Origin of the sequence: Streptomyces sp. NBC_01089 (genome assembly GCF_045162975.1) — a bacterium.
Classification (GTDB): domain Bacteria; phylum Actinomycetota; class Actinomycetes; order Streptomycetales; family Streptomycetaceae; genus Streptomyces.
The window spans coordinates 6,432,089-6,451,729 of record NZ_CP108660.1 but is presented as its reverse complement, the minus strand read 5'-3'; the positions used below and the strand labels follow the sequence as shown (position 1 = coordinate 6,451,729).

General features: G+C 72.1%; 24 protein-coding genes. 5 read left to right on the top strand and 19 right to left on the bottom strand.

Annotated features, from left to right (window positions below; translation table 11 throughout):
* Window positions 1-22: 22 nt before the first annotated feature.
* The 11 genes from lgt to hisI all read right to left on the bottom strand — a co-directional run bounded on the left by lgt (window position 23) and on the right by hisI (window position 8,821).
* Window positions 23-1,006 carry a prolipoprotein diacylglyceryl transferase gene (gene lgt, locus OG510_RS28985; RefSeq protein WP_406140685.1) on the bottom strand — a complete coding sequence of 328 codons (984 nt, stop codon included), beginning with the start codon at window positions 1,004-1,006 and terminating at the stop codon, window positions 23-25.
* A gap of 85 nt (window positions 1,007-1,091) precedes the next feature.
* Window positions 1,092-1,916 carry a DsbA family protein gene (locus OG510_RS28980; protein WP_406140684.1) on the bottom strand — a complete coding sequence of 275 codons (825 nt, stop codon included), beginning with the start codon at window positions 1,914-1,916 and terminating at the stop codon, window positions 1,092-1,094.
* A 72-nt stretch (window positions 1,917-1,988) separates the two neighbouring features.
* Entirely contained in the window at window positions 1,989-2,837 is an 849-nt protein-coding gene (trpA, locus tag OG510_RS28975) for a tryptophan synthase subunit alpha (protein WP_406140682.1), read from the bottom strand.
* Window positions 2,834-4,081 carry a tryptophan synthase subunit beta gene (trpB, locus tag OG510_RS28970; protein WP_406140680.1) on the bottom strand — a complete coding sequence of 416 codons (1,248 nt, stop codon included), beginning with the start codon at window positions 4,079-4,081 and terminating at the stop codon, window positions 2,834-2,836. The genes trpA and trpB overlap by 4 nt, the downstream gene beginning before the upstream one ends.
* Window positions 4,082-4,147: 66 nt before the next feature.
* The gene (trpM, locus tag OG510_RS28965; protein WP_406142607.1) at window positions 4,148-4,294 is read right to left on the bottom strand and encodes a tryptophan biosynthesis modulator TrpM; all 147 of its coding nucleotides are present in this window, start codon (window positions 4,292-4,294) and stop codon (window positions 4,148-4,150) included.
* On the bottom strand, window positions 4,291-5,100 hold the full coding sequence (gene trpC, locus OG510_RS28960; protein ID WP_406140679.1) for an indole-3-glycerol phosphate synthase TrpC: 810 nt from the start codon (window positions 5,098-5,100) through the stop codon (window positions 4,291-4,293). Before trpC ends, trpM begins: the two co-directional genes overlap by 4 nt.
* A gap of 114 nt (window positions 5,101-5,214) precedes the next feature.
* The gene (locus OG510_RS28955) at window positions 5,215-5,751 is read right to left on the bottom strand and encodes a DUF2752 domain-containing protein (protein WP_406140678.1); all 537 of its coding nucleotides are present in this window, start codon (window positions 5,749-5,751) and stop codon (window positions 5,215-5,217) included.
* A 107-nt stretch (window positions 5,752-5,858) separates the two neighbouring features.
* A complete protein-coding gene (locus tag OG510_RS28950; protein WP_406140677.1) occupies window positions 5,859-6,107 on the bottom strand; it encodes an HGxxPAAW family protein in 249 nt (82 codons plus the stop codon).
* 149 nt (window positions 6,108-6,256) lie between these two features.
* On the bottom strand, window positions 6,257-6,907 hold the full coding sequence (locus OG510_RS28945) for a TIGR02234 family membrane protein (protein WP_406140675.1): 651 nt from the start codon (window positions 6,905-6,907) through the stop codon (window positions 6,257-6,259).
* Window positions 6,907-8,409 carry an anthranilate synthase component I gene (locus OG510_RS28940; RefSeq protein WP_406140674.1) on the bottom strand — a complete coding sequence of 501 codons (1,503 nt, stop codon included), beginning with the start codon at window positions 8,407-8,409 and terminating at the stop codon, window positions 6,907-6,909. Before OG510_RS28940 ends, OG510_RS28945 begins: the two co-directional genes overlap by 1 nt.
* Window positions 8,410-8,437: 28 nt before the next feature.
* Entirely contained in the window at window positions 8,438-8,821 is a 384-nt protein-coding gene (hisI, locus tag OG510_RS28935) for a phosphoribosyl-AMP cyclohydrolase (RefSeq protein WP_406140672.1), read from the bottom strand.
* A gap of 84 nt (window positions 8,822-8,905) precedes the next feature.
* Here hisI and OG510_RS28930 point away from each other — a divergent pair, with 84 nt between their 5' ends.
* The gene (locus OG510_RS28930; protein WP_406140671.1) at window positions 8,906-9,538 is read left to right on the top strand and encodes a TIGR03085 family metal-binding protein; all 633 of its coding nucleotides are present in this window, start codon (window positions 8,906-8,908) and stop codon (window positions 9,536-9,538) included.
* A 53-nt stretch (window positions 9,539-9,591) separates the two neighbouring features.
* Here OG510_RS28930 and hisF read toward each other — a convergent pair whose 3' ends face one another.
* The 8 genes from hisF to hisD are packed head-to-tail and all read right to left on the bottom strand — an operon-like array spanning window position 9,592 to window position 15,329.
* Window positions 9,592-10,347 carry an imidazole glycerol phosphate synthase subunit HisF gene (gene hisF, locus OG510_RS28925; protein ID WP_164265427.1) on the bottom strand — a complete coding sequence of 252 codons (756 nt, stop codon included), beginning with the start codon at window positions 10,345-10,347 and terminating at the stop codon, window positions 9,592-9,594.
* The gene (locus OG510_RS28920) at window positions 10,344-10,757 is read right to left on the bottom strand and encodes a RidA family protein (protein WP_164265428.1); all 414 of its coding nucleotides are present in this window, start codon (window positions 10,755-10,757) and stop codon (window positions 10,344-10,346) included. Before OG510_RS28920 ends, hisF begins: the two co-directional genes overlap by 4 nt.
* Window positions 10,754-11,497: a bifunctional 1-(5-phosphoribosyl)-5-((5-phosphoribosylamino)methylideneamino)imidazole-4-carboxamide isomerase/phosphoribosylanthranilate isomerase PriA gene (gene priA, locus OG510_RS28915; RefSeq protein ID WP_406140670.1), complete on the bottom strand. Its 744-nt coding sequence runs from the start codon at window positions 11,495-11,497 to the stop codon at window positions 10,754-10,756. The genes OG510_RS28920 and priA overlap by 4 nt, the downstream gene beginning before the upstream one ends.
* The gene (hisH, locus tag OG510_RS28910) at window positions 11,497-12,138 is read right to left on the bottom strand and encodes an imidazole glycerol phosphate synthase subunit HisH (RefSeq protein ID WP_406140669.1); all 642 of its coding nucleotides are present in this window, start codon (window positions 12,136-12,138) and stop codon (window positions 11,497-11,499) included. Before hisH ends, priA begins: the two co-directional genes overlap by 1 nt.
* Entirely contained in the window at window positions 12,135-12,302 is a 168-nt protein-coding gene (locus OG510_RS28905; RefSeq protein ID WP_203599910.1) for a hypothetical protein, read from the bottom strand. The genes hisH and OG510_RS28905 overlap by 4 nt, the downstream gene beginning before the upstream one ends.
* A 2-nt stretch (window positions 12,303-12,304) precedes the next feature.
* Window positions 12,305-12,898, bottom strand: a complete 594-nt coding sequence (hisB, locus tag OG510_RS28900) for an imidazoleglycerol-phosphate dehydratase HisB (protein WP_164265436.1) — start codon at window positions 12,896-12,898, stop codon at window positions 12,305-12,307.
* 5 nt (window positions 12,899-12,903) lie between these two features.
* A complete protein-coding gene (locus OG510_RS28895) occupies window positions 12,904-14,010 on the bottom strand; it encodes a histidinol-phosphate transaminase (protein ID WP_164265431.1) in 1,107 nt (368 codons plus the stop codon).
* Complete coding sequence (gene hisD, locus OG510_RS28890) at window positions 14,007-15,329, bottom strand: histidinol dehydrogenase (RefSeq protein WP_164265432.1); 1,323 nt, start codon at window positions 15,327-15,329, stop codon at window positions 14,007-14,009. The genes OG510_RS28895 and hisD overlap by 4 nt, the downstream gene beginning before the upstream one ends.
* A gap of 124 nt (window positions 15,330-15,453) precedes the next feature.
* Here hisD and OG510_RS28885 point away from each other — a divergent pair, with 124 nt between their 5' ends.
* From OG510_RS28885 to ybaK, 4 genes are all read left to right on the top strand, one after another.
* Window positions 15,454-17,046 carry an oxidoreductase gene (locus OG510_RS28885; protein WP_406140667.1) on the top strand — a complete coding sequence of 531 codons (1,593 nt, stop codon included), beginning with the start codon at window positions 15,454-15,456 and terminating at the stop codon, window positions 17,044-17,046.
* Window positions 17,047-17,273: 227 nt separating this feature from the next.
* On the top strand, window positions 17,274-18,341 hold the full coding sequence (locus OG510_RS28880; protein WP_406140666.1) for a hypothetical protein: 1,068 nt from the start codon (window positions 17,274-17,276) through the stop codon (window positions 18,339-18,341).
* A gap of 5 nt (window positions 18,342-18,346) precedes the next feature.
* Window positions 18,347-19,090: an LON peptidase substrate-binding domain-containing protein gene (locus OG510_RS28875; protein WP_406140665.1), complete on the top strand. Its 744-nt coding sequence runs from the start codon at window positions 18,347-18,349 to the stop codon at window positions 19,088-19,090.
* A gap of 47 nt (window positions 19,091-19,137) precedes the next feature.
* Window positions 19,138-19,641 carry a Cys-tRNA(Pro) deacylase gene (gene ybaK / locus OG510_RS28870; RefSeq protein WP_406140664.1) on the top strand — a complete coding sequence of 168 codons (504 nt, stop codon included), beginning with the start codon at window positions 19,138-19,140 and terminating at the stop codon, window positions 19,639-19,641.

Here is a 19,641-nt window from a genome sequence, read left to right as displayed (position 1 = left end):
GCGGCCGGGGCCGGCGGGCCGGTCAGCCCTTCTCGGCCCGGGCTTCCGCCTTGACCCCGGCTCCGCCGCCGTCACCGTCGCTGTTGCCGTCGCCGTCAGCCGCAGAGTCCTCAGCCACGGAATCCTCGGGCGCGTCCTTGGGCGCCGAGTCCTTGGCGTCCTTTGTGTCGGCGGCCGCGGCTGCCGCCTCCACGGCGGCGGGCTCGACGATCTCCTCACGGCCGGGGCGCAGCCTCGACGAGATGACCAGGTACGCCACCGCGAGCAGGAACATGATCAGCGCGGTCCAGTCGTTGAGCCGCAGCCCGAGGATCCGGTGCGCGTAGTCGACCCGCATGTGCTCGATCCAGGCGCGGCCCACACAGTACGAGGCGACGTACAGCGCGAACGCCCGCCCGTGGCCGAGGGTGAAGCGGCGGTCGGCCCAGATGACGAGGAGGCCGACGCCGACGCACCAGAGCGACTCGTAGAGGAAGGTCGGGTGGTACGTCCCGGCGATCCGGTCGGTGCCTTCGCTGATCTTCAGCGCCCAGGGCAGATCGGTCGGCTTGCCGTACAGCTCCTGGTTGAACCAGTTGCCCCAGCGGCCGATGGCCTGCGCGAAGGCGAGGCCGGGCGCCAGGGTGTCGGCCCAGGCGGGCAGCGGGATCCCGCGACGGCGGCAGCCGATCCAGGCGCCGACCGCGCCGAGCGCGACCGCACCCCAGATGCCCAGGCCGCCTTCCCAGATCTTGAAGGCGTCGACCCAGTCCCGGCCGCTGCTGAAGTACAGCTCGTAGTCGGTGATGACGTGGTACAGCCGGCCGCCGACCAGACCGAAGGGCACGGCCCACACCGCGATGTCGGCCACGGTGCCGGCGTTGCCGCCCCTGGCGACCCAGCGTTTGTTGCCGTACCAGACGGCGACGAAGACACCGATGATGATGCAGAACGCATAGCCGCGCAGCGGGATCGGTCCGAGATGGATCACGCCGGTCGACGGACTGGGGATGAAGGCAAGGTTCATGGCACCGCCGACGCTACATGGCCGGGCGGGCCGTCGGACCACCCACCCGGCAACGTATGCGTAACAAGGCCCCTCCCCGGCGTGCTCAGGAAGCGGGCGCCGGTGAGACCGTGCCCGCCTTCTTGCCCTGGTTGGCCTCGGTCACCCACTTCTTCAGATTGGCGGGCGAGATCTGCTCGTCGCCCTTCTTGGGGAAGACCGACGAGCCGTTGAGCTCGACGGTCGGGGTGCCGCTGAAGCCGCCCTTCTGGAACGCCTCGTTCGACCGCTTCACCCAGCTGTCGTGCTTCCCGCTGTTCACACAGGAGGTGAAGGCGGCCGTCCTCAGCCCCTTGACCTTCCCCGCGAGGTCGAGCAGCTTGCTGTTCTGCGCGTAGGGGTCGGTGGTCTCCTCGGGCTGGTTCTCGTAGAGCACGTCGTGGTAGGCGGGGAACTTCCTCTCGTCCTGCGCGCAGGCGGCCGCGTTGGCCGCGCGCAGCGAGCCCGTGCCGCCCATGTTGCTGTCGATGAGCGTGGCGATGTGGTACTCGACCTTCAGCTGACCGGACTTCTCCAGCTCGTGGACCGTGCTGCGGAAGCCGTTCTCGAACTGGCCGCAGGCCGGGCAGCGGAAGTCCTCCCAGACGGTGAGCGTGGACGGTGCGTCGCTCGCCCCCACCGGGACGGCCAGGCTGTCCTTCCCGGTCGCGCCGCTCGGCACGGTGAGGGGGCTGTTCGCTCTGGAATCGCCGCTGTCCTTGCCGGAGTTGGCCGCGACCACTCCGATCACGGCGGCCAGCGCCAGCACCCCCACCACGGAGCCGCCGACGATCATTCCCCGCTTGCGCCGGTCACGGGCCTTCTGCTTCTCGCGCTCTTCGACGAGCCGCTCGCGGGCGGCCCTCTTCGCGTCTCGGTTCTTCTCGCTCACACCCGCAGCAACGAACCGGGGAGGCACGAGCGTGCCTCCCCGGTCCCAGTTCCACCCGTACGAGCGACGGCGTCAGCTTCCGCGTACGCCCTTGGCCAGGTCGCCCGCCAGTTCGCGGACGCCCTCCAGACCCGCGGCGTCGTTCTCCGCGTCGAGCATCCGCTTGACGAACGCGGATCCGACGATCACTCCGTCGGCGAACCCGGCGACCTCGGCGGCCTGCTCGGCGTTGGACACCCCGAGCCCCACGCACACCGGCAGCTCGGTGGTGGCGCGGGTGCGCCGCACGAGCTCCTGGGCCTGCTCGCCCACGGAGTTCCTGGTGCCGGTGACCCCCATCAGCGAGGCCGCGTAGACAAAGCCGGAGCCGGCGGCGGTGATCGTCGCCAGCCGTTCGTCCCTGCTGCTCGGCGCGACGACGAAGACGGTCGCCAGACCGTGCTTCTCCGCGTGCTCGCGCCACAGTGCGGACTCCTGGACCGGCAGGTCGGGCAGGATGCAGCCGGCGCCGCCCGCGTCGGCCAGCTCGGCGGTGAACCGCTCGACGCCGTACCGGTCGATGGGGTTCCAGTACGTCATGACGAGGATGGGCGCGCCGGTGGCCTCGTACGCCTCACGGACCGTGCGCAGTACGTCGGCGATCTTCACGCCGCCCTTGAGCGCGATGTCGTCGGCGGTCTGGATGACCGGTCCGTCGAGGACGGGGTCGCTGTGCGGGAGCCCCACCTCGACGATGTCGGCGCCGCCCTCGATGACGGCCTTCACCGCTGCGATGCCGCCGTCGACCGTGGGGAAGCCGGCCGGGAGGTACGCGATGAGCGCCGCCCGGTCCTCCGCCTTCGCCCCGGCCAGGACCGTGCTGAGGAGCGCCGTGTTTCCGCCGTGCCCACCGGTTCCGCTGTTTCCGCCGTTGCCGCTCACTTGGCCGCCACCTCCGCGTCCGCGCTGTAGAGCCCGAAGTAACGGGCAGCCGTGTCCATGTCCTTGTCGCCGCGGCCTGACAGGTTGACCACGATCAGGCCGTCCTCGCCCAGTTCCTTGCCGAGGTCCAGCGCACCGGCCAGCGCGTGCGCGGACTCGATGGCCGGGATGATCCCCTCGGTGCGCGACAGCAGGCGCAGCGCCTGCATGGCCTCGTCGTCGGTCACCGCGCGGTACTCGCCCCGCCCGGTGTCCTTGAGGTAGGCGTGCTCGGGGCCGATGCCGGGGTAGTCGAGCCCGGCGGAGATCGAGTAGGGCTCGGTGATCTGGCCCTCATCGTCCTGGAGTACGTACGAGCGGGAGCCGTGCAGGATCCCCGGCTCACCCGCGGAGAGCGTGGCCGCGTGCTCGCCGGTCGCGATGCCGTGCCCGGCGGGCTCGAAGCCGACCAGCCGCACGGACGTGTCCGGGATGAACGCGTGGAAGAGGCCGATGGCGTTGGACCCGCCGCCGACACAGGCGGCCACCGCGTCGGGGAGCCGGCCGGCGCGCTCCAGGATCTGCCGCCGCGCCTCGACGCCGATCACCCGGTGGAAGTCGCGCACCATCGCCGGGAAGGGGTGCGGCCCGGCGACCGTGCCGAAGAGGTAGTGCGTACGGTCCACGTTGGCGACCCAGTCGCGGAACGCCTCGTTGATGGCGTCCTTGAGGGTGCGGCTGCCGGACTTCACGGCGACGACCTCGGCGCCGAGCATCCGCATCCTGGCGACGTTGAGCGCCTGGCGCTCGGTGTCGATCTCGCCCATGTAGACGGTGCATTCGAGGCCGAACAGGGCGCAGGCGGTCGCCGTGGCGACGCCGTGCTGGCCGGCGCCGGTCTCCGCGATGACCCGGGTCTTGCCCATGCGCTTGGTGAGCAGCGCCTGGCCGAGCACGTTGTTGATCTTGTGGGAGCCGGTGTGGTTGAGGTCCTCGCGCTTGAGGAACATCCGTGCGCCACCGGCGTGTTCGGCGAACCGCGGTACCTCGGTGAGGGCGCTGGGCCGGCCGGTGTAGTTGACCATGAGGTCGTTCAGCTCGGCGGCGAACGCCGGGTCGGCCTTCGCCTTGTCGTACTCGACGGCGACCTCGTCCACCGCGGCGACGAGCGCCTCGGGGATGAACTTGCCGCCGAAGGCGCCGAAGTAGCCCTCGGCGCTGGGGATCCGGCCGTCCGGATCCGGGATGAAGAACTCTGAAGACATGCGTGATCTCCGCAGGTACGTAAGGGGTGGTACGCAGGAGGTGAGAGGTGTGGCTGAGCTGTCCGCTCAGCGACGCCATCGCATGCCGTTGATCTGGCCGGGCTCGGACCCGATGTGGTAGCGCACCCGTCGCCCGTGCACCCGCCGGGCGGGCGCACGGCAGCCGCGGGGCTTGCACCCACGCGAGAGACGGGCGATGGCCATGGGGGTCAGTCCCGCCCGTGCCGCAGGGCGGGGTGGGCGCCGGCGGCGACCAGGTCGGCGACGGCTCCCTTCGGGTCGCGGCCGGTGACCAGGGACTCGCCGACCAGCACGGCGTCGGCGCCGTCGTTGGCGTAGGCGATCAGGTCGTGCGGGCCGCGGACACCGGACTCGGCGACCTTGACCACGTGCGAGGGGATCTCGGGTGCGACGCGCTCGAACGTGCCGCGGTCGACCTTGAGGTCCTTGAGGTTGCGCGCGTTGACCCCGATGATCCGGGCACCGGCGGCGACCGCCCGCTCGGCCTCGTCCTCGTCGTGCACCTCGACCAGCGGGGTGAGCCCGATGGACTCGGCGCGCTCGATCAGCGAGACCAGCGCCTCCTGCTCCAGGGCGGCGACGATCAGGAGCACCAGGTCGGCTCCGTACGCCCGCGCCTCCCAGAGCTGGTACGCGGTGACGATGAAGTCCTTGCGCAGGATCGGGATGTCGACCTTGGCCCGGACGGCCTCCAGGTCGGCCAGCGAGCCGCCGAAGCGGCGCCCCTCGGTCAGTACGGAGATGACGGACGCGCCGCCCGCCTCGTAGTCGGCGGCGAGCGCCGCGGGGTCGGCGATGGCGGCCAGCGCGCCCTTCGACGGGCTGGAGCGCTTGACCTCGCAGATGACCTTGACGCTGTCGCCGTGCAGGGCCGCGACGCCGTCCCTGGCCTGGGGGGCCTTCGCCGCGCGGTCCTTGAGCTCGTCGAGGCTGACGCTCGCCTGCCGCTCCGCGAGGTCGGCGCGTACGCCTTCGATGATCTCGTCGAGCACACTCACGCGAGCGGCCCCCTTCCGGGACGTGTGGATGGATCAGGATCAGCCAAGGTGATGCTATCCGTAGAAGACCCGGGGCCCCGCATCCGGTCGGTGCGAGTTCCGGTCCGTGGACACTCAGGGGGCCAGGAAGGACCCCACCGGGAAGTTGCGCAGCACGCTGAAGACCAGGGCCACGGCGCCGATCCCCCACCAGAGCGCGGGCCGCATCGTGAACCGCGTGGCCCGTCCCTGTACGGCGCGAACCAGCCACACCACCATCACCACGGCGAACACCCCGTACCCGACGACGGCGAGCGCGTTGTCACCGAGGGCCGCCAGGAAGTGACCGTGGGCGAACTCGTGGGCGCTGCGCAGCCCGCCGCAGCCCGGGCAGTAGACACCGGTGAGCGCGTAGAGCGGGCAGACCGGGTAGTGGCCGGGGTGGTTGGGGTCGACCGCGCCGACATAGGTGAAGGCGGCGGCGACGGCGGCCAGGGTGCCGAGCGGTACGAGAACCCTCCGTACGAGCGGCTCGGGGGCGGCCGGGGGCACCGGGTGGCCGGGGGCCTGGAGCCAGGCCGGATGCGGTGCCGCGCCCGGATGCGGGGCCGGGACGGGGCCCGGGGCCTGGGCCGGGGCGCGGAGGGCGGCGGGGGCTGCGTTGGGGTCCACGCGGCGATTCTCCCTGTTCGTACGCGAAGGCGCAGCTCAAACGGGAAGGCGCAGCCCGGGTGACCGGACTGCGCCCCGTGGTACGACGGTGCTCGCGGGAGAGGGCGTCAGTGCACCTGCGCCTGGGCGGCGCGCGCCCTGGCCTGGATGCTGGCCTCGGACTCCTTCGGCATGCCAAGACCCGCGGCCTTCATGCCGAGTCCGACGACGCCGCCGAGGACCACGACGACGAGTCCGGCGATGACCCCGACCGGGCTGGCCATCACCATGAAGGCGCCCGAGACGCAGAAGCCGATGAAGGCGATGATGACGCCGGTCCAGGCGGCCGGGGTGTGTCCGTGGCTGGTGCCCGCCATGAGTTGCTCCTCGTTGCTGTGTGTCCAGGCCCTCTAAGGGCGTGTTCCGCGGTCGCCCGTCCCAGCCGTGGCCCGGCCGGGCGCCGGAAGCTCATGCCCATTGTCGCGCACCGCGGTGCGCGGGGATGAGCTGGGGGGTGAGCTGTCCGTCACGCTTCGCGCGTGGGGTCCTCACCGCGGTCGAGCGCCTTCCATATCTCCTCGGGGCGCTCCGGGTCCGGCGCCGTGCGCGGCCGGCGCGGCCGCGGGGTGCCGTCGCGCTCGTACCTGCTGGACATGGCGGGCCACTGCCTGCCGTAGCGCAGGGCGAGCAGGCCCGCGACGAGGATCAGCAGGCTGCCGAACGCGGCCACGTACGGCCAGGCCGTGTGGGAGAGCGCCTCGATGGTGGTGGCGGTGTTCCCGGCGGATGTGGCCGCCTTCTCGTCCAGCGCCGAGCTGTCGCGCGCTCCGGCGACGGCCGCGGCGGCCGCACCGGCCCCGCAGACCGCGAGCAGCGCCGAGACGAAGAGACGGCCCGCCCTGCGTACCGCGAAAACGGCGACGAGAGCGGCGAGGCCGACGATCGCGAGCGCCGTGGGCACTCCCGTGACATCGCCGCCGTCGGCCGTCAGCGGCAGCGCGCCGCCGCCGACCGGGGCATTGCCCGTGGCCCAGGTCTGGCCGGAGGCGAGGAGGACGACGGCAGCGCCGACTGCGCCGAGTATCAGAGCGGTGGCAAGACTGCGGCGGCCGCCCGGGGAGGCGGCGGCCGGTCCTGCTTCGGATCGGGGCGGGGGTACGGCACTCACGCCCTCCACTATCCCTTACGTCCCTTCGGCCCGGTGAGGCGGTTGGCCGAACCGACGGCGCGGAGCACGGCAGCCGCCTTGTTGCGGCACTCGTTGTCCTCGGACACCGGATCGGAATCGGCGACCACGCCCGCCCCGGCCTGCACATAGGCGGTGCCGTCGCGCAGCAGGGCCGTCCGGATGGCGATGGCGGTGTCCGAGTCGCCCGCGAAGTCGAGATAGCCGACGCAGCCGCCGTAGAGGCCGCGCCTGGTCGGCTCCAGCTCGTCGATGATCTGCAGCGCGCGGGGCTTGGGGGCGCCGGAGAGCGTGCCGGCGGGGAAGCAGGAGGTGAGGACGTCGAAGGCGGTGCGCCCCTCGGCGACCCGGCCCGTCACGGTGGACACGATGTGCATGACGTGGGAGTACTTCTCGACCGACATGAAGTCGACGACCTCGACGGAGCCCGGCTCGCAGACCCGCCCGAGGTCGTTGCGGCCGAGGTCGACCAGCATCAGGTGCTCGGCGCGCTCCTTCGGGTCGGCGAGCAGCTCGTCGGCGAGCTCCTGGTCCTCGCGCGGGGTGGCGCCGCGGTGCCGGGTCCCGGCGATGGGGTGCACCAGGGCACGCCCGTCCTCGACCTTGACCAGCGCCTCGGGGCTGGAGCCGACGACGTCGAAGCCGTCGAAGCGGAAGAGGTACATGTACGGCGAGGGGTTGGTGGCGCGCAGCACCCGGTAGACGTCCAGGGCGCTCGCCGTGCAGGCCGTCTCGAAGCGCTGGGAGGGGACGACCTGGAAAGCCTCACCGGCCCTGATGCGTTCCTTGATGTCCTCGACCACGGCCTGGTACTCCGGGCCGCCCCAGAGCGCGGTGTACGCGGGCAGCTCGGACGCGGGCAGTACGGCGGGCGCGGTGCCCGAAGGGCGCGCGAGGTCGGCCTCCATGGCGTCGAGCCTGGCCACGGCGTCGGCGTACGCCTCGTCGACGCCGGTGTCGAGGTCGTTGTGGTTGATCGCGTTGGCGATCAGCATGACCGTGCCCGCCCAGTGGTCGAGCACGGCGAGGTCCGAGGTGAGCAGCATGGTCAGCTCGGGCAGCTTCAGGTCGTCGCGCTCGCCGGGGCCGACCTTCTCCAGGCGGCGCACGATGTCGTAGCCGAGGTAGCCGACCATGCCACCGGTGAAGGGCGGCAGACCGCCCGCCAGGTCGCGCGGGGTGTGCAGCGCCTCGACCGTGGCGCGCAGGGCCTGCAGCGGGTCGCCGTCGACCGGGACGCCGACCGGCGGTGCGCCCTCCCAGTGGGTGGCGCCGTCGCGTTCGGTGAGGGTGGCGGCGGACCGTACGCCGATGAAGGAGTAGCGGGACCAGGTGCGGCCGTTCTCGGCGGACTCCAGGAGAAAGGTGCCGGGGCGCTCGGCGGCGAGCTTGCGGTAGAGACCCACCGGGGTGTCTCCGTCGGCGAGCAGGGTGCGGCTCACGGGGATGACGCGTCGGTCGGCGGCGAGCTTGCGGAAGGTCTCCAGGTCCATGGCGGAAGTCTAGGGTCTTCCGTTTGGATCAGGCCGGGCTGTCTCGGCCCAGCAGGACGTCGGCGTCGAAGCAGGTCCGCTCGCCCGTGTGGCAGGCCGCGCCGACCTGGTCCACCTTCACCAGGACCGTGTCGGCGTCGCAGTCGAGGGCGACCGACTTGACGTGCTGCGCGTGCCCGGACGTGTCGCCCTTGACCCAGTACTCGCGGCGGCTGCGCGACCAGTAGGTGCAGCGGCCTGTGGTGAGGGTGCGGTGCAGGGCCTCGTCGTCCATCCAGCCGAGCATCAGTACCTCGCCCGTGTCGTACTGCTGGGCGATGGCCGGCACCAGGCCGTCCGCGGAGCGCTTGAGGCGGGCGGCGATCGCCGGGTCGAGACGGCTGGGCTGCGGCGTGCTGGACGTACTGGTCATGGGGTCCATTGTGCCGCTCCCCCGTGCGCCTGCGGGCCGCCGTCCACTGGGCGGAACGGCGCGGGCGGCCGTACGCTGGCGGACATGTCGACCCATGCCAAACGCGAACGACTTCTCCTCGCCGACCTGTTGGAGGCCGCGGGACCCGGCGCCCCGACCCTCTGCGAGGGCTGGAAGACCCGCGATCTCGCCGCCCATGTGGTGGTACGCGAGCGGCGGCTCGACGCGGCGGGCGGGATCATGATCGGCGCGCTCAAGGGGCGCCTCGACCGGGTGCAGGGCGAGTTCACCGCGAAGCCGTACGAGGAGCTGATCCAGCTGATCCGTACGGGGCCGCCGAAGTTCTCCCCCTACTCGCTCAAGCAGGTGGACGAGGGCGCCAACGCGGTCGAGTTCTTCGTGCACGCCGAGGACGTCCGGCGGGCGCAGCCCGACTGGTCGCCCCGTGAGGTGGACCCGGTCTTCGCCGAGTCGCTGTGGCGGCGGCTGGAGAAGGCGGCCAGGCTGATGGGGCGCAAGGCGCCGGTGGGGCTCGTGCTGCGGCGGCCGGACGGCCAGACGGTGGTGGCGCACCGCGGCACGCCGGTGGTGACGGTCACCGGGGAGCCGGGCGAGCTGACGATGTTCGCGTCGGGCCGGCAGGACGCGGCGAAGGTGGAGGTCGACGGGGACGCGGAGGCGTCGGCCAAGGCGATCGAGGCCAAGCTCGGCATGTGAGAGACACCTTCGGCCGCCCCCTGGGAGGAGGCGGCCGATCGGGTCGGGCGATGCTATCTGACCGGGTGGCCGGCCTGCCGGAGTTCGTCCTTGACCTGGGAGATCCGCAGGTCACCGAAGTGGAAGACCGACGCGGCGAGCACCGCGTCCGCGCCCGCGCCCACGGCCGGGGGGAAGTGCTCCAGGGCGCCCGCGCCCCCGCTCGCGATGACCGGCACGGTGACGTGTGCGCGTACCGCGGCGATCATCTCGGTGTCGTAGCCGTCCTTGGTGCCGTCGGCGTCCATGGAGTTGAGCAGGATCTCGCCCGCCCCCAGCTCGGCCGCCCGGTGCGCCCACTCGACGGCGTCGATGCCGGTGCCCCGGCGGCCGCCGTGCGTGGTGACCTCGAAGGTGCCCTGCTCGGTGCGGCGCGCGTCGACCGAGAGGACGAGCACCTGGCGCCCGAAGCGTTCGGCGATCTCGCTGATGAGTTCCGGGCGCGCGATGGCCGCGGTGTTGACGCCGACCTTGTCCGCGCCCGCGCGCAGCAGCTTGTCGACGTCCTCGGTGGTGCGGACGCCGCCGCCGACCGTGAGCGGGATGAAGACCTGCTCGGCGGTGCGGCGCACCACGTCGTAGGTCGTCTCGCGGTCGCCGGACGAGGCGGTGATGTCGAGGAAGGTCAGCTCGTCGGCGCCCTCGGCGTCGTACAGCCTGGCCATCTCGACGGGGTCGCCCGCGTCCCGGAGGTTCTGGAAGTTGACGCCCTTGACGACGCGGCCGTTGTCCACGTCGAGGCAGGGGATGACCCGTACGGCGAGTGTCATGCACGCTCCCTGCGGTACGCCTCCACCTCGACCTCGACGACCAGGCTGGGGTCGACGAAACCGGAGACGATGATCATCGATGCGGCGGGGCGTACCGCGCCGAACCGTTCCTTGTGGGCCCGGCCGACCTCGTCCACGTCGCGGGCGTGGGTGACGTACATCCGGGTGCGGACCACGTCCTCGGCTCCCAGGCCGAGCTCCTTGAGCGCGTCGACGGCGACGCCGAAGGCGGTGACGGCCTGTTCGTACGGGCCGCCCTCCGCGATCCGGCCGCCGGCCACCGAGGTGCAGCCGGAGACCAGGACGAGGCCGTTGGGCAGTTCCACCGCGCGGGAGTAGCCGAACGACTCCTCCCACGGGCCGCCGGACGCGATACGGCGTACGCCGTCGTCCGTGGCGTCTTCGCTCATGCCGCCACCGCTACCGCTTCGAGGGCCTCTTCCAGGGTGAACGCCTCGGCGTACAGCGCCTTGCCGACGATCGCGCCCTCCACGCCCGAGGGGACGAGCGAGGAGATGGCCCGCAGGTCGTCCAGCGACGAGACACCGCCGGATGCGACGACGGGCTTGTCGGTGGCCGCGCAGACGTTCTTCAGGAGTTCCAGGTTGGGGCCCTGGAGGGTGCCGTCCTTGGCGATGTCGGTGACCACGTACCGCCCGCAGCCCTCGGAGTCGAGACGGGCGAGCGTCTCGTAGAGGTCACCGCCGTCCCGGGTCCAGCCACGGCCGCGCAGGGTCGTTCCGCGTACGTCGAGGCCGACCGCGATCTTGTCGCCGTGCTCGGCGATGATCTTCGCGACCCACTCGGGGGTCTCCAGCGCGGCGGTGCCGAGGTTGACCCGGGTGCAGCCGGTGGCGAGGGCCGCGGCCAGCGAGGCGTCGTCGCGGATACCGCCGGAGAGTTCGACCTTGATGTCCATCGCCGACGCGACCTCGGAGATCAGCTTCCGGTTGTCGCCGGTGCCGAAGGCGGCGTCGAGGTCGACCAGATGCAGCCACTCGGCGCCCGACCGCTGCCAGGCCAGCGCGGCTTCCAGGGGGGAGCCGTAGGAGGTCTCGGAGCCGGACTCGCCGTGGACCAGGCGGACCGCCCGGCCGTCCCTGACGTCGACGGCGGGGAGGAGTTCGAGCTTCTTCTGCAAGGCGGACATCAGAGGGTTCCGATCCAGTTGGTCAGCAGCTGGGCGCCGGCGTCGCCGGACTTCTCGGGGTGGAACTGGGTGGCCGACAGGGCGCCGTTCTCGACGGCGGCGACGAAGCGTTCGCCGTGGGTGGCCCAGGTGACGCGCGGGGCGCGGATGTTGGCGTTGGTGACTTCGAGCGACCAGTCGTGCGCCGCGTAGGAGTGCACGAAGTAGAAGCGCGCCTCCGCGTCGAGCCCGGCGAACAGCTCGGTGTCCGCCGGGGCTTCGACGGTGTTCCACCCCATGTGCGGTACGACGTCGGCCTTGAGCGGGCCCACCGTGCCGGGCCATTCGTCGAGGCCCTCGGTCTCCACGCCGTGCTCGATGCCGCGCTCGAAGAGGATCTGCATCCCGACGCAGATCCCCATGACGGGGCGGCCGCCGGCCAGCCTGCGGCCGACGATCCAGTCGCCGCGTGCCTCCTTGAGCCCCCGCATACAGGCGGAGAAGGCGCCGACGCCGGGGACGAGCAGCCCGTCGGCGTTCATGGCGCGGTCGAAGTCACGGGTGATCTCGACGTCGGCGCCGGCGTGCGCGAGGGCGCGCTCGGCCGAACGGACGTTGCCGAAGCCGTAGTCGAAGACGACGACCTTCTTGCCTTCGGTCATGTCCAGATTCCCTGGATGCGCATGACACCCGCGGCCAGGCACATCACGGCTCCGATGGAGAGCAGCACGATGAGGCTCGCGGGCATCTTCTGCTTGGCGAAGGAGTAGACGCCGCCGGCCAGGAAGAGGCCGACGACGATGAGGATGGTGTTGAGGCCAGTCATGCTTACAGGGCGCCCTTGGTCGAAGGAAGAATGCCCGCTGCCCGCGGGTCGTGCTCGGACGCGTAACGCAGCGCGCGCGCCAGGGCCTTGAACTGGCACTCCACGATGTGGTGGGCGTTGCGCCCGTACGGCACGTGGACGTGCAGCGCGATCTGGGCCTGCGCGACGAAGGACTCCAGAATGTGCCGGGTCATCGTCGTGTCGTACTCGCCGATCATCGGCGCCATGTTCTCCGGCTCGGTGTGCACCAGGTAGGGGCGGCCCGAGAGGTCGACGGTGACCTGGGCGAGCGACTCGTCCAGCGGCACCGTGCAGTTGCCGAACCGGTAGATGCCGACCTTGTCACCGAGCGCCTGCTTGAAGGCGGCGCCGATCGCCAGGGCGGTGTCCTCGATGGTGTGGTGCGAGTCGATGTGCAGGTCGCCGTCCGTCTTGACCGTGAGGTCGAAGAGGCCGTGGCGGCCCAGCTGGTCGAGCATGTGGTCGTAGAAGCCGACGCCTGTCGACACGTCGACCTTGCCGGTGCCGTCGAGATCGATCTCGACCACGACCGAGGTCTCCTTGGTGGTGCGTTCCACCCGTCCGATGCGGCCCACGCGAGTCATGCGGTGATCTCCTTGTACAGTGCGCGCGCCGCTTCGAGGAACGCGTCGTTCTCGGCCGGAGTGCCCACGGAGACCCGCAGCCATCCGGGGACCCCGTTGTCCCTGATCAGGACACCGTGGTCGAGGATCGCCCGCCAGGCAGCCGGTGCGTCCTGGAAGCGGCCGAACTGGATGAAGTTGGCATCGGATTCCGTCACGTCGTATCCGATGGAGCGCAGCTCGCCGACGAGCCTGTCGCGCTCGGCCTTCAGCTGCTCGACGTACCGCAACAGCGTATCCGTGTGCTCCAGGGCGGCGAGCGCGGTGGCCTGGGTGACGGACGACAGGTGGTACGGCAGCCGTACGAGCTGGACGGCGTCGACCACCGCCGGGTCGGCCGCGAGGTAGCCGAGCCGGAGCCCGGCGGCGCCGAACGCCTTGGACATGGTCCGGGAGAGGACCAGGTGGGGGCGGCCCTCGATCAGTGGGAGCAGCGAGGGCGCGTGGCTGAACTCGCCGTACGCCTCGTCCACCACGACCATCGAGGGGCCCGCCGCCTGCGCCGCCTCGTACAGCGCGAGGACCGTCGCGGTGTCGACCGCGGTGCCCGTGGGGTTGTTGGGCGAGGTGATGAAGACGACGTCCGGCCGGTTCTCGGCGATGGAGCGCTCGGCCGCCGCGACGTCGATGGTGAAGTCCTCGTTGCGCGGTCCGGAGATCCAGCCGGTGCCGGTGCCGCGTGAGATGAGGGCGTGCATCGAGTACGAGGGCTCGAAGCCGATGGCGGTGCGGCCGGGGCCGCCGAAGGTCTGGAGCAGCTGCTGGATGACCTCGTTGGAGCCGTTCGCCGCCCAGACGTTGGCCGTGGTGACCGGGTGGCCCGCGGTCCTGGTGAGGTAGCGGGCCAGCTCGGTGCGGAGCTCGACGGCCTCCCGGTCGGGGTAGCGGTTGAGCGTGCGGGCCGCCTCGCGGACCCGCTCGGCGATCCGGTCGACCAGCGCCTCGGGCAGCGGGTAGGGGTTCTCGTTGGTGTTCAGCCGTACGGGGACGTCGAGTTGGGGCGCGCCGTAGGGGGACTGGCCGCGCAGTTCGTCCCGTACGGGCAGGTCGTCGATGCCGGTCATGCGGTGGGCACCTGCCATCCGAACCTCGCCCTGAGGGCGGCGCCGTGCGCGGGCAGGTCCTCGGCGTCGGCGAGCGCCACCACGTGGTGGGTGACCTCGGCGAGCGCGTCCCTGGTGTAGTCGACGATGTGGATGCCGCGCAGGAACGACTGGACCGAGAGGCCCGACGAGTGGCAGGCGCAGCCGCCGGTGGGCAGGACGTGGTTGGACCCGGCGCAGTAGTCGCCGAGGGAGACGGGGGCCCAGGGGCCGACGAAGACGGCTCCGGCGTTGCGGACCCGGGCGGCGACGGCCGCGGCGTCGGCGGTCTGGATCTCCAGGTGCTCGGCGCCGTACGCGTCGACGACCTTCAGGCCGTCGTCGACCGAGTCGACCAGGACGATCGCGGACTGCTCGCCCTCCAGGGCGGGGACGATCCGTTCGGTGATGTGCTTGGTGGCCGCGACCTGCGGCGCCAGCTCCTTCTCCACCGCGTCGGCAAGATCGGCCGAGTCGGTGACGAGGACGGCGGCGGCCATCGGGTCGTGCTCGGCCTGGCTGATCAGGTCGGCCGCGACGTGCACGGGGTCGGCCGTGGCGTCGGCGAGGACGGCGATCTCGGTCGGGCCGGCCTCCGCGTCGATGCCGATCCGGCCGGTGAAGTACCGCTTGGCGGCCGCGACCCAGATGTTGCCGGGGCCCGTGACCATGTTCGCCGGGGGGCAGGACTCGGTGCCGTGGGCGAACATCGCGACGGCGGTGGCGCCGCCCGCCGCGTACACCTCGTCGATGCCGAGCAGCGCGCAGGCCGCCAGGATCGTCGGGTGCGGCAGTCCGCCGAACTCCTTCTGCGCCGGGGACGCGAGGGCGATCGACTCGACGCCGGCCTCCTGCGCGGGCACCACGTTCATGATCACGGAGGAGGGGTAGACGGAGCGTCCGCCCGGCGCGTACAGCCCGACACGCTCGACCGGTACCCACTTCTCGGTCACCTTGCCGCCGGGGACGACCTGGGTGGTGTGCTCGCCGCGCCGCTGGGCGCGGTGGACCAGCCTGGCCCGCCTGACCGACTCCTCAAGGGCCGCACGGACCGCCGGGTCGAGCCCGGTCAGGGCGTCGGCCAGCGCCTGCGCGGGGACCCGCACCTGATCGAGCCGTACACCGTCGAACTTCTCCGCGTACTCGATCAGCGCCGCGTCGCCCCGATGGTGCACGTCCTCGCAGATCGGCCGCACCTTTTCCAGGGCGGCCTGTACGTCGAACTCGGCACGGGGCAGCAGGTCGCGCAGGGCGCCGCCCTCGGGGAGGGCTTCGCCGCGCAGATCGATTCGGGAGATCATGTCCCCAATTCTCGCAGACCGGCCGCGGCCACCGGACGCCCGTATCAGTGGCTGATACACAACCGGCCCCCCGGAGGTGACCGCTAGCGTTCACTTCATCACTCGTGGGCAGGGAGGGGCGGCAGTGACAGAGGCGCAGCACGACGAGCATGCGCCCGACTGGCTGACCGGCGCCGAGCTGGGCATGTGGGAGGCGTTCCGCAACGGCAGTACGTACGATCTGCGCACCCGCAATCCCGTCATGGACAATCCGCTCTCGGCCAGGACCTGGGGCCCGGAGCGCACGGTCCGCGCGCGTGTCGTGGCCCTGCTGCTGCTCAGCGGGCCGCCCGCGCTGGCCGGGCGGGTCTCCTCGCTGAAGCTGACCGGGGTGCAGATCACCGGCGCGCTGGATCTGGCGGGCGGTACGGTCACGCCGTACGTGGAGCTGACCGGCTGCCGGTTCGAGGACGAGGTGCTGCTGCCCGAGTGCCGGGTCACCACGGTCCGGATGGTGGGCTGCGCGATGCCGCGCCTGGAGGCGGCCCGGCTGCACACCGAGGGCGATCTGCATCTGCCGCGCTGCCAGGTGGCGGGCGGTATCCGGCTGACCGACGCGCAGATCGGCACGGACCTGCTGATCAACATGATGGTGGTGCATCCGGACCGCAAGGGGCGCTCGATCGCGGCCGACGGACTGTATGTGGCGCAGGATCTGCAGGCCGAGATGATCGAGTCGCACGGCGAGGTGAGTCTGCGCTCGGCGCGGATCGGGGTCTCGCTGAGCTTCAACGGCAGCCGGCTGCTGAATCCGGACGGGCGGCGGGCGCTGAACGCCCCGCAGCTCTCGGTGGAGCGCACGCTCTATCTGTCGGCGGCCGGGGTGGCGCCGGACGGCGGCGGCACCACTCCCCCGTACGGCACCGGGCCGACCCCGCCGTACGGGACGCGGCTCCAGCCTTTCGAGTGCGTCGGCGGGATACGGCTGGACGACGGGCGGTTCGGGGACGCGCTCGATCTGCGGAGCGCCAAGTTCCGTATGCATAGCGACCAGGAGCTCTCGCTGCGCCGCATCCAGACCCCCGAACTGCGCTTCCTCGGGGACCGCCCGGAGCAGGGGCGGGTGGTGCTCTCGGGGGCCAAGGTCGTCAACCTGGTCGATATGTCGACCAGTTGGCCGGGGCCCGGCGGTCTGGCGATGGGCGGCTTCAGCTACGAGAACCTCATCCCGGTCGGCCACTTCCCGCTGGAGCAGCGGCTGGAGTGGGTGACGGCGGCGACTCCGGAGTACGCGCCGGAGCCGTACGAACGGCTGGCGTCGGTGCTGCGCAACAGCGGCGAGGACGCGGACGCCCGCGAGGTGCTGCTGGCGAAGCAGCGCCGACGCCGCGAGACGCTGCCGCTGGCCGCCAAGGTGTGGGGCTATCTGCAGGACTGGACGGTGGCGTACGGCTACCGGCCGGGGCGGGCGGCGCTCTGGATGGCGGTGCTCTGGGCCGCCGGCACGGTCGCGTTCTCGCGCTACCACCCGGAGCCGATCAGCGCGGACGGACATCCGCAGTGGAACGCGGCGCTCTATGCGCTGGATCTGCTGATCCCGGTGATCAATCTCGGCCAGGACGGCTACTGGAAGCTGTACGGCGGCTGGCAGTGGGCGGCGGCGGCGCTGATCGTGCTGGGCTGGATCCTGGCCACGACGGTCGCGACGGGCGCCACCCGGCTGCTGCGCAGGAGCTGAGCCCGTGGGTCTCGGCCGGTGCCCGGGGGCCCGTAGTCCCAAGCCCTCCAGCCCGGCCCGGCGGCCCTCAGCCCGGCTCCGCGTCCGGGAAGTCCGGTCCGCGTCCGGGAAGTCCGGTCCGCCCCCGTTACCTCTTTGCCTCTCCTTGACCACCCTCCGTACAACCATCAGCCCGATACGAAAGCTTCACTTCCTGCCTCTGGCGCCGCCCTCACCTGCGGTTTTCAATGGTCCGCACCATGTCCCTCATCACTGCCCTGCCTTCCCTCCGCGCCGTCCCCCGCTCCCTGCGGTCCCTGACCGGAACGGCGCGCCGCCTGCCGCGCCGTTCCGCCGCCGCGTCGGCCGCCGACCGTGACGACGAGGTGCTGCTCGACGTCCCCGACGCCCGGCTGGCGCCCGTCCTGGTCGCGGCCGCCGACGGGGACCACGGACCGGCGGCGCGGCTGCTGGCCGCCACCCGGGCCACGGCCGCCTGGGAGGACCGCGACCGCCACCTCACCCGGCTCGCCGCCTTCGCCCTCAGCAGGGACGAGTGGCTCTCCGGCTGGCTCACGGCCGCGCCGGGCGACCCGGACGCGCTGCTCGTCGCCGCAGGCCGCGCGGTCCTCAGGGCCTGGGACTCCCCCGCCCGTGCCGAACTGCTGCACGAGGTCGGCCCGCTGGTCGACGCGGCGGCCGCCGGTGACCCCCGGGACCCGGTGCCGTGGCGCATCGCCCTGGACCACGCCCGCGGTGTGCACGCCACGCACACCGGCTTCGAGGCCCTCTGGGAGCAGGCGCTGCGCCGCTCCCGGTGGCACTACGGCTGCCATGTGGCCGCGCTGCGCTATCTGTCGGCGCAGTGGCACGGCTCGCACCGTGAGTGCTTCGACTTCGCGGAGCAGGCCGCCGACGACGCACCACCCGGATCGCTGGTGCGGGCGCTGCCGGTCCGCGCGGCCTTCGCCTGTCTCGCCGGAGGCGGGCAGCCCGCCGCCGTCCGTGCGCGGATCGATGGCGCGGCGGACCGCGCCATCGCCCTGTCGGCCGGTTACGGACCCGGTGAAGCGCTGCTCGCCGAGGTCCGGAACCTGCTGGTGTACGTGCTGATCAGCCGGGAGCGATGGGCCGAGGCGCTGGAGCAGTTCCGGCTGATCGGGCCGGATGTGACCTCGTTCCCGTGGGCCCGGCTGAGTGACGATCCACTGGGCCTGTTCCTCGAACTGCGCGGCACGGCACGCCTGCTGACCGCCCCCGGAGGTGCGCGACGCGACAGGGCGGGGCGCACCGGTGCCCGCGGCCATTACGCTTGACCGCTGTGACCACCGCGCGCCTCCCTCTCTTCCCGCTGAACTCGGTGCTGTTCCCGGGCCTCGTGCTGCCGCTGAACATCTTCGAGGAGCGTTATCGCGCCATGATGCGCGACCTGCTCAAGGTGGACGAAGAGGCCGAACCACGGCGCTTCGCCGTCGTCGCCATCCGGGACGGCTCCGAAGTGGCGCCGACGCTGCCCGGACTGCCCGGCGGCGCCGCGCTGCCCGAGCCGGGCCCGGCCGCCGGGTTCGGCGACGACCCGGCCACCGCCCTGCACGGCATCGGCTGTATCGCGGACGCCGCGACGATCCGGGAGCGCGACGACGGCAGCTTCGAGGTGCTCGCCACCGGCACGGCGCGGGTGCGGATCAGCGCGCTGGACACCACGGGCCCGTATCTGACCGCCGAGGTCGAGGAGCTGCCCGAGGACGCCGGGGACGACGCGGGCGCCCTGGCCGAGGGCGTGCTGCGCGCCTTCCGCGCCTATCAGAAGCGGCTGGCCGGTGCGCGGGAGCGCTCGCTCACCACCGGGGCCGAGCTTCCGGACGAGCCGTCGGTGGTCTCGTACCTGGTCGCCGCAGCGGCCGTGCTGGACGTACCGGCCAAGCAGAAGCTGCTCGAAGCGCCGGACATCGCGACCCGGCTGCGCGATGAGCTGAAGCTGCTGCGGTCGGAGACCGCGGTGATCCGGCATCTGCCGTCGCTGCCCGCCACGGAGCTGACCCGGGCCCCGACCCACCTCAACTGACCCCGGGCCGGCAGCCGGCCAGGACCGACCGGATCCAGGAGCGCCACGTGGCGAAGAAGGCGAAGAAGCAGCAGTCGGGCGGCACGCCCGCCACGGCGGCCCTGGCCGCGGCGGGGACGGCGTACACGCTGCACACGTACGAGCACGACCCGGCGGCCGCCTCCTACGGCGGGGAGGCCGCCGAGGCGCTCGGGGTCACCCCCGACCGGGTCTTCAAGACGCTGGTGGCGGATGTGGACGGCGAACTGACCGTGGCCGTCGTCCCGGTGGCGGGGAGCCTGGACCTCAAGGCCCTGGCCTCGGCGGTGGGCGGCAAGCGCGCCACGATGGCGGACCCGGCCGCGGCGGAGCGCACCACGGGGTACGTCCTGGGCGGCATCTCCCCGCTGGGCCAGCGCAAGCGCCTGCGCACGGTGCTCGACGCGTCGGCGTCGGCGCACGGCACGATCTGCGTGTCGGCGGGGCGCAGGGGGCTTGAGGTCGAACTGTCACCGGCGGACCTGGCCGGTCTCACCGGGGCCCTGCTCGCGCCGGTGGGGCGGGCCGCCTAG

What these genes read in the sequence shown, in the direction of transcription:
- lgt (WP_406140685.1), bottom strand. Translation starts at nt 1,006, where the DNA reads ATGAACCTTGCCTTCATCCCCAGTCCGTCGACCGGCGTGATCCATCTC.
- trpB (WP_406140680.1), bottom strand. Translation starts at nt 4,081, where the DNA reads ATGTCTTCAGAGTTCTTCATCCCGGATCCGGACGGCCGGATCCCCAGC.
- OG510_RS28950 (WP_406140677.1), bottom strand. Translation starts at nt 6,107, where the DNA reads ATGGCGGGCACCAGCCACGGACACACCCCGGCCGCCTGGACCGGCGTC.
- OG510_RS28940 (WP_406140674.1), bottom strand. Translation starts at nt 8,409, where the DNA reads ATGGACCTGGAGACCTTCCGCAAGCTCGCCGCCGACCGACGCGTCATC.
- hisI (WP_406140672.1), bottom strand. Translation starts at nt 8,821, where the DNA reads ATGACCAGTACGTCCAGCACGCCGCAGCCCAGCCGTCTCGACCCGGCG.
- OG510_RS28930 (WP_406140671.1), top strand. Translation starts at nt 8,906, where the DNA reads ATGTCGACCCATGCCAAACGCGAACGACTTCTCCTCGCCGACCTGTTG.
- hisF (WP_164265427.1), bottom strand. Translation starts at nt 10,347, where the DNA reads ATGACACTCGCCGTACGGGTCATCCCCTGCCTCGACGTGGACAACGGC.
- OG510_RS28920 (WP_164265428.1), bottom strand. Translation starts at nt 10,757, where the DNA reads ATGAGCGAAGACGCCACGGACGACGGCGTACGCCGTATCGCGTCCGGC.
- priA (WP_406140670.1), bottom strand. Translation starts at nt 11,497, where the DNA reads ATGTCCGCCTTGCAGAAGAAGCTCGAACTCCTCCCCGCCGTCGACGTC.
- hisH (WP_406140669.1), bottom strand. Translation starts at nt 12,138, where the DNA reads ATGACCGAAGGCAAGAAGGTCGTCGTCTTCGACTACGGCTTCGGCAAC.
- OG510_RS28905 (WP_203599910.1), bottom strand. Translation starts at nt 12,302, where the DNA reads ATGACTGGCCTCAACACCATCCTCATCGTCGTCGGCCTCTTCCTGGCC.
- OG510_RS28895 (WP_164265431.1), bottom strand. Translation starts at nt 14,010, where the DNA reads ATGACCGGCATCGACGACCTGCCCGTACGGGACGAACTGCGCGGCCAG.
- hisD (WP_164265432.1), bottom strand. Translation starts at nt 15,329, where the DNA reads ATGATCTCCCGAATCGATCTGCGCGGCGAAGCCCTCCCCGAGGGCGGC.
- OG510_RS28880 (WP_406140666.1), top strand. Translation starts at nt 17,274, where the DNA reads ATGGTCCGCACCATGTCCCTCATCACTGCCCTGCCTTCCCTCCGCGCC.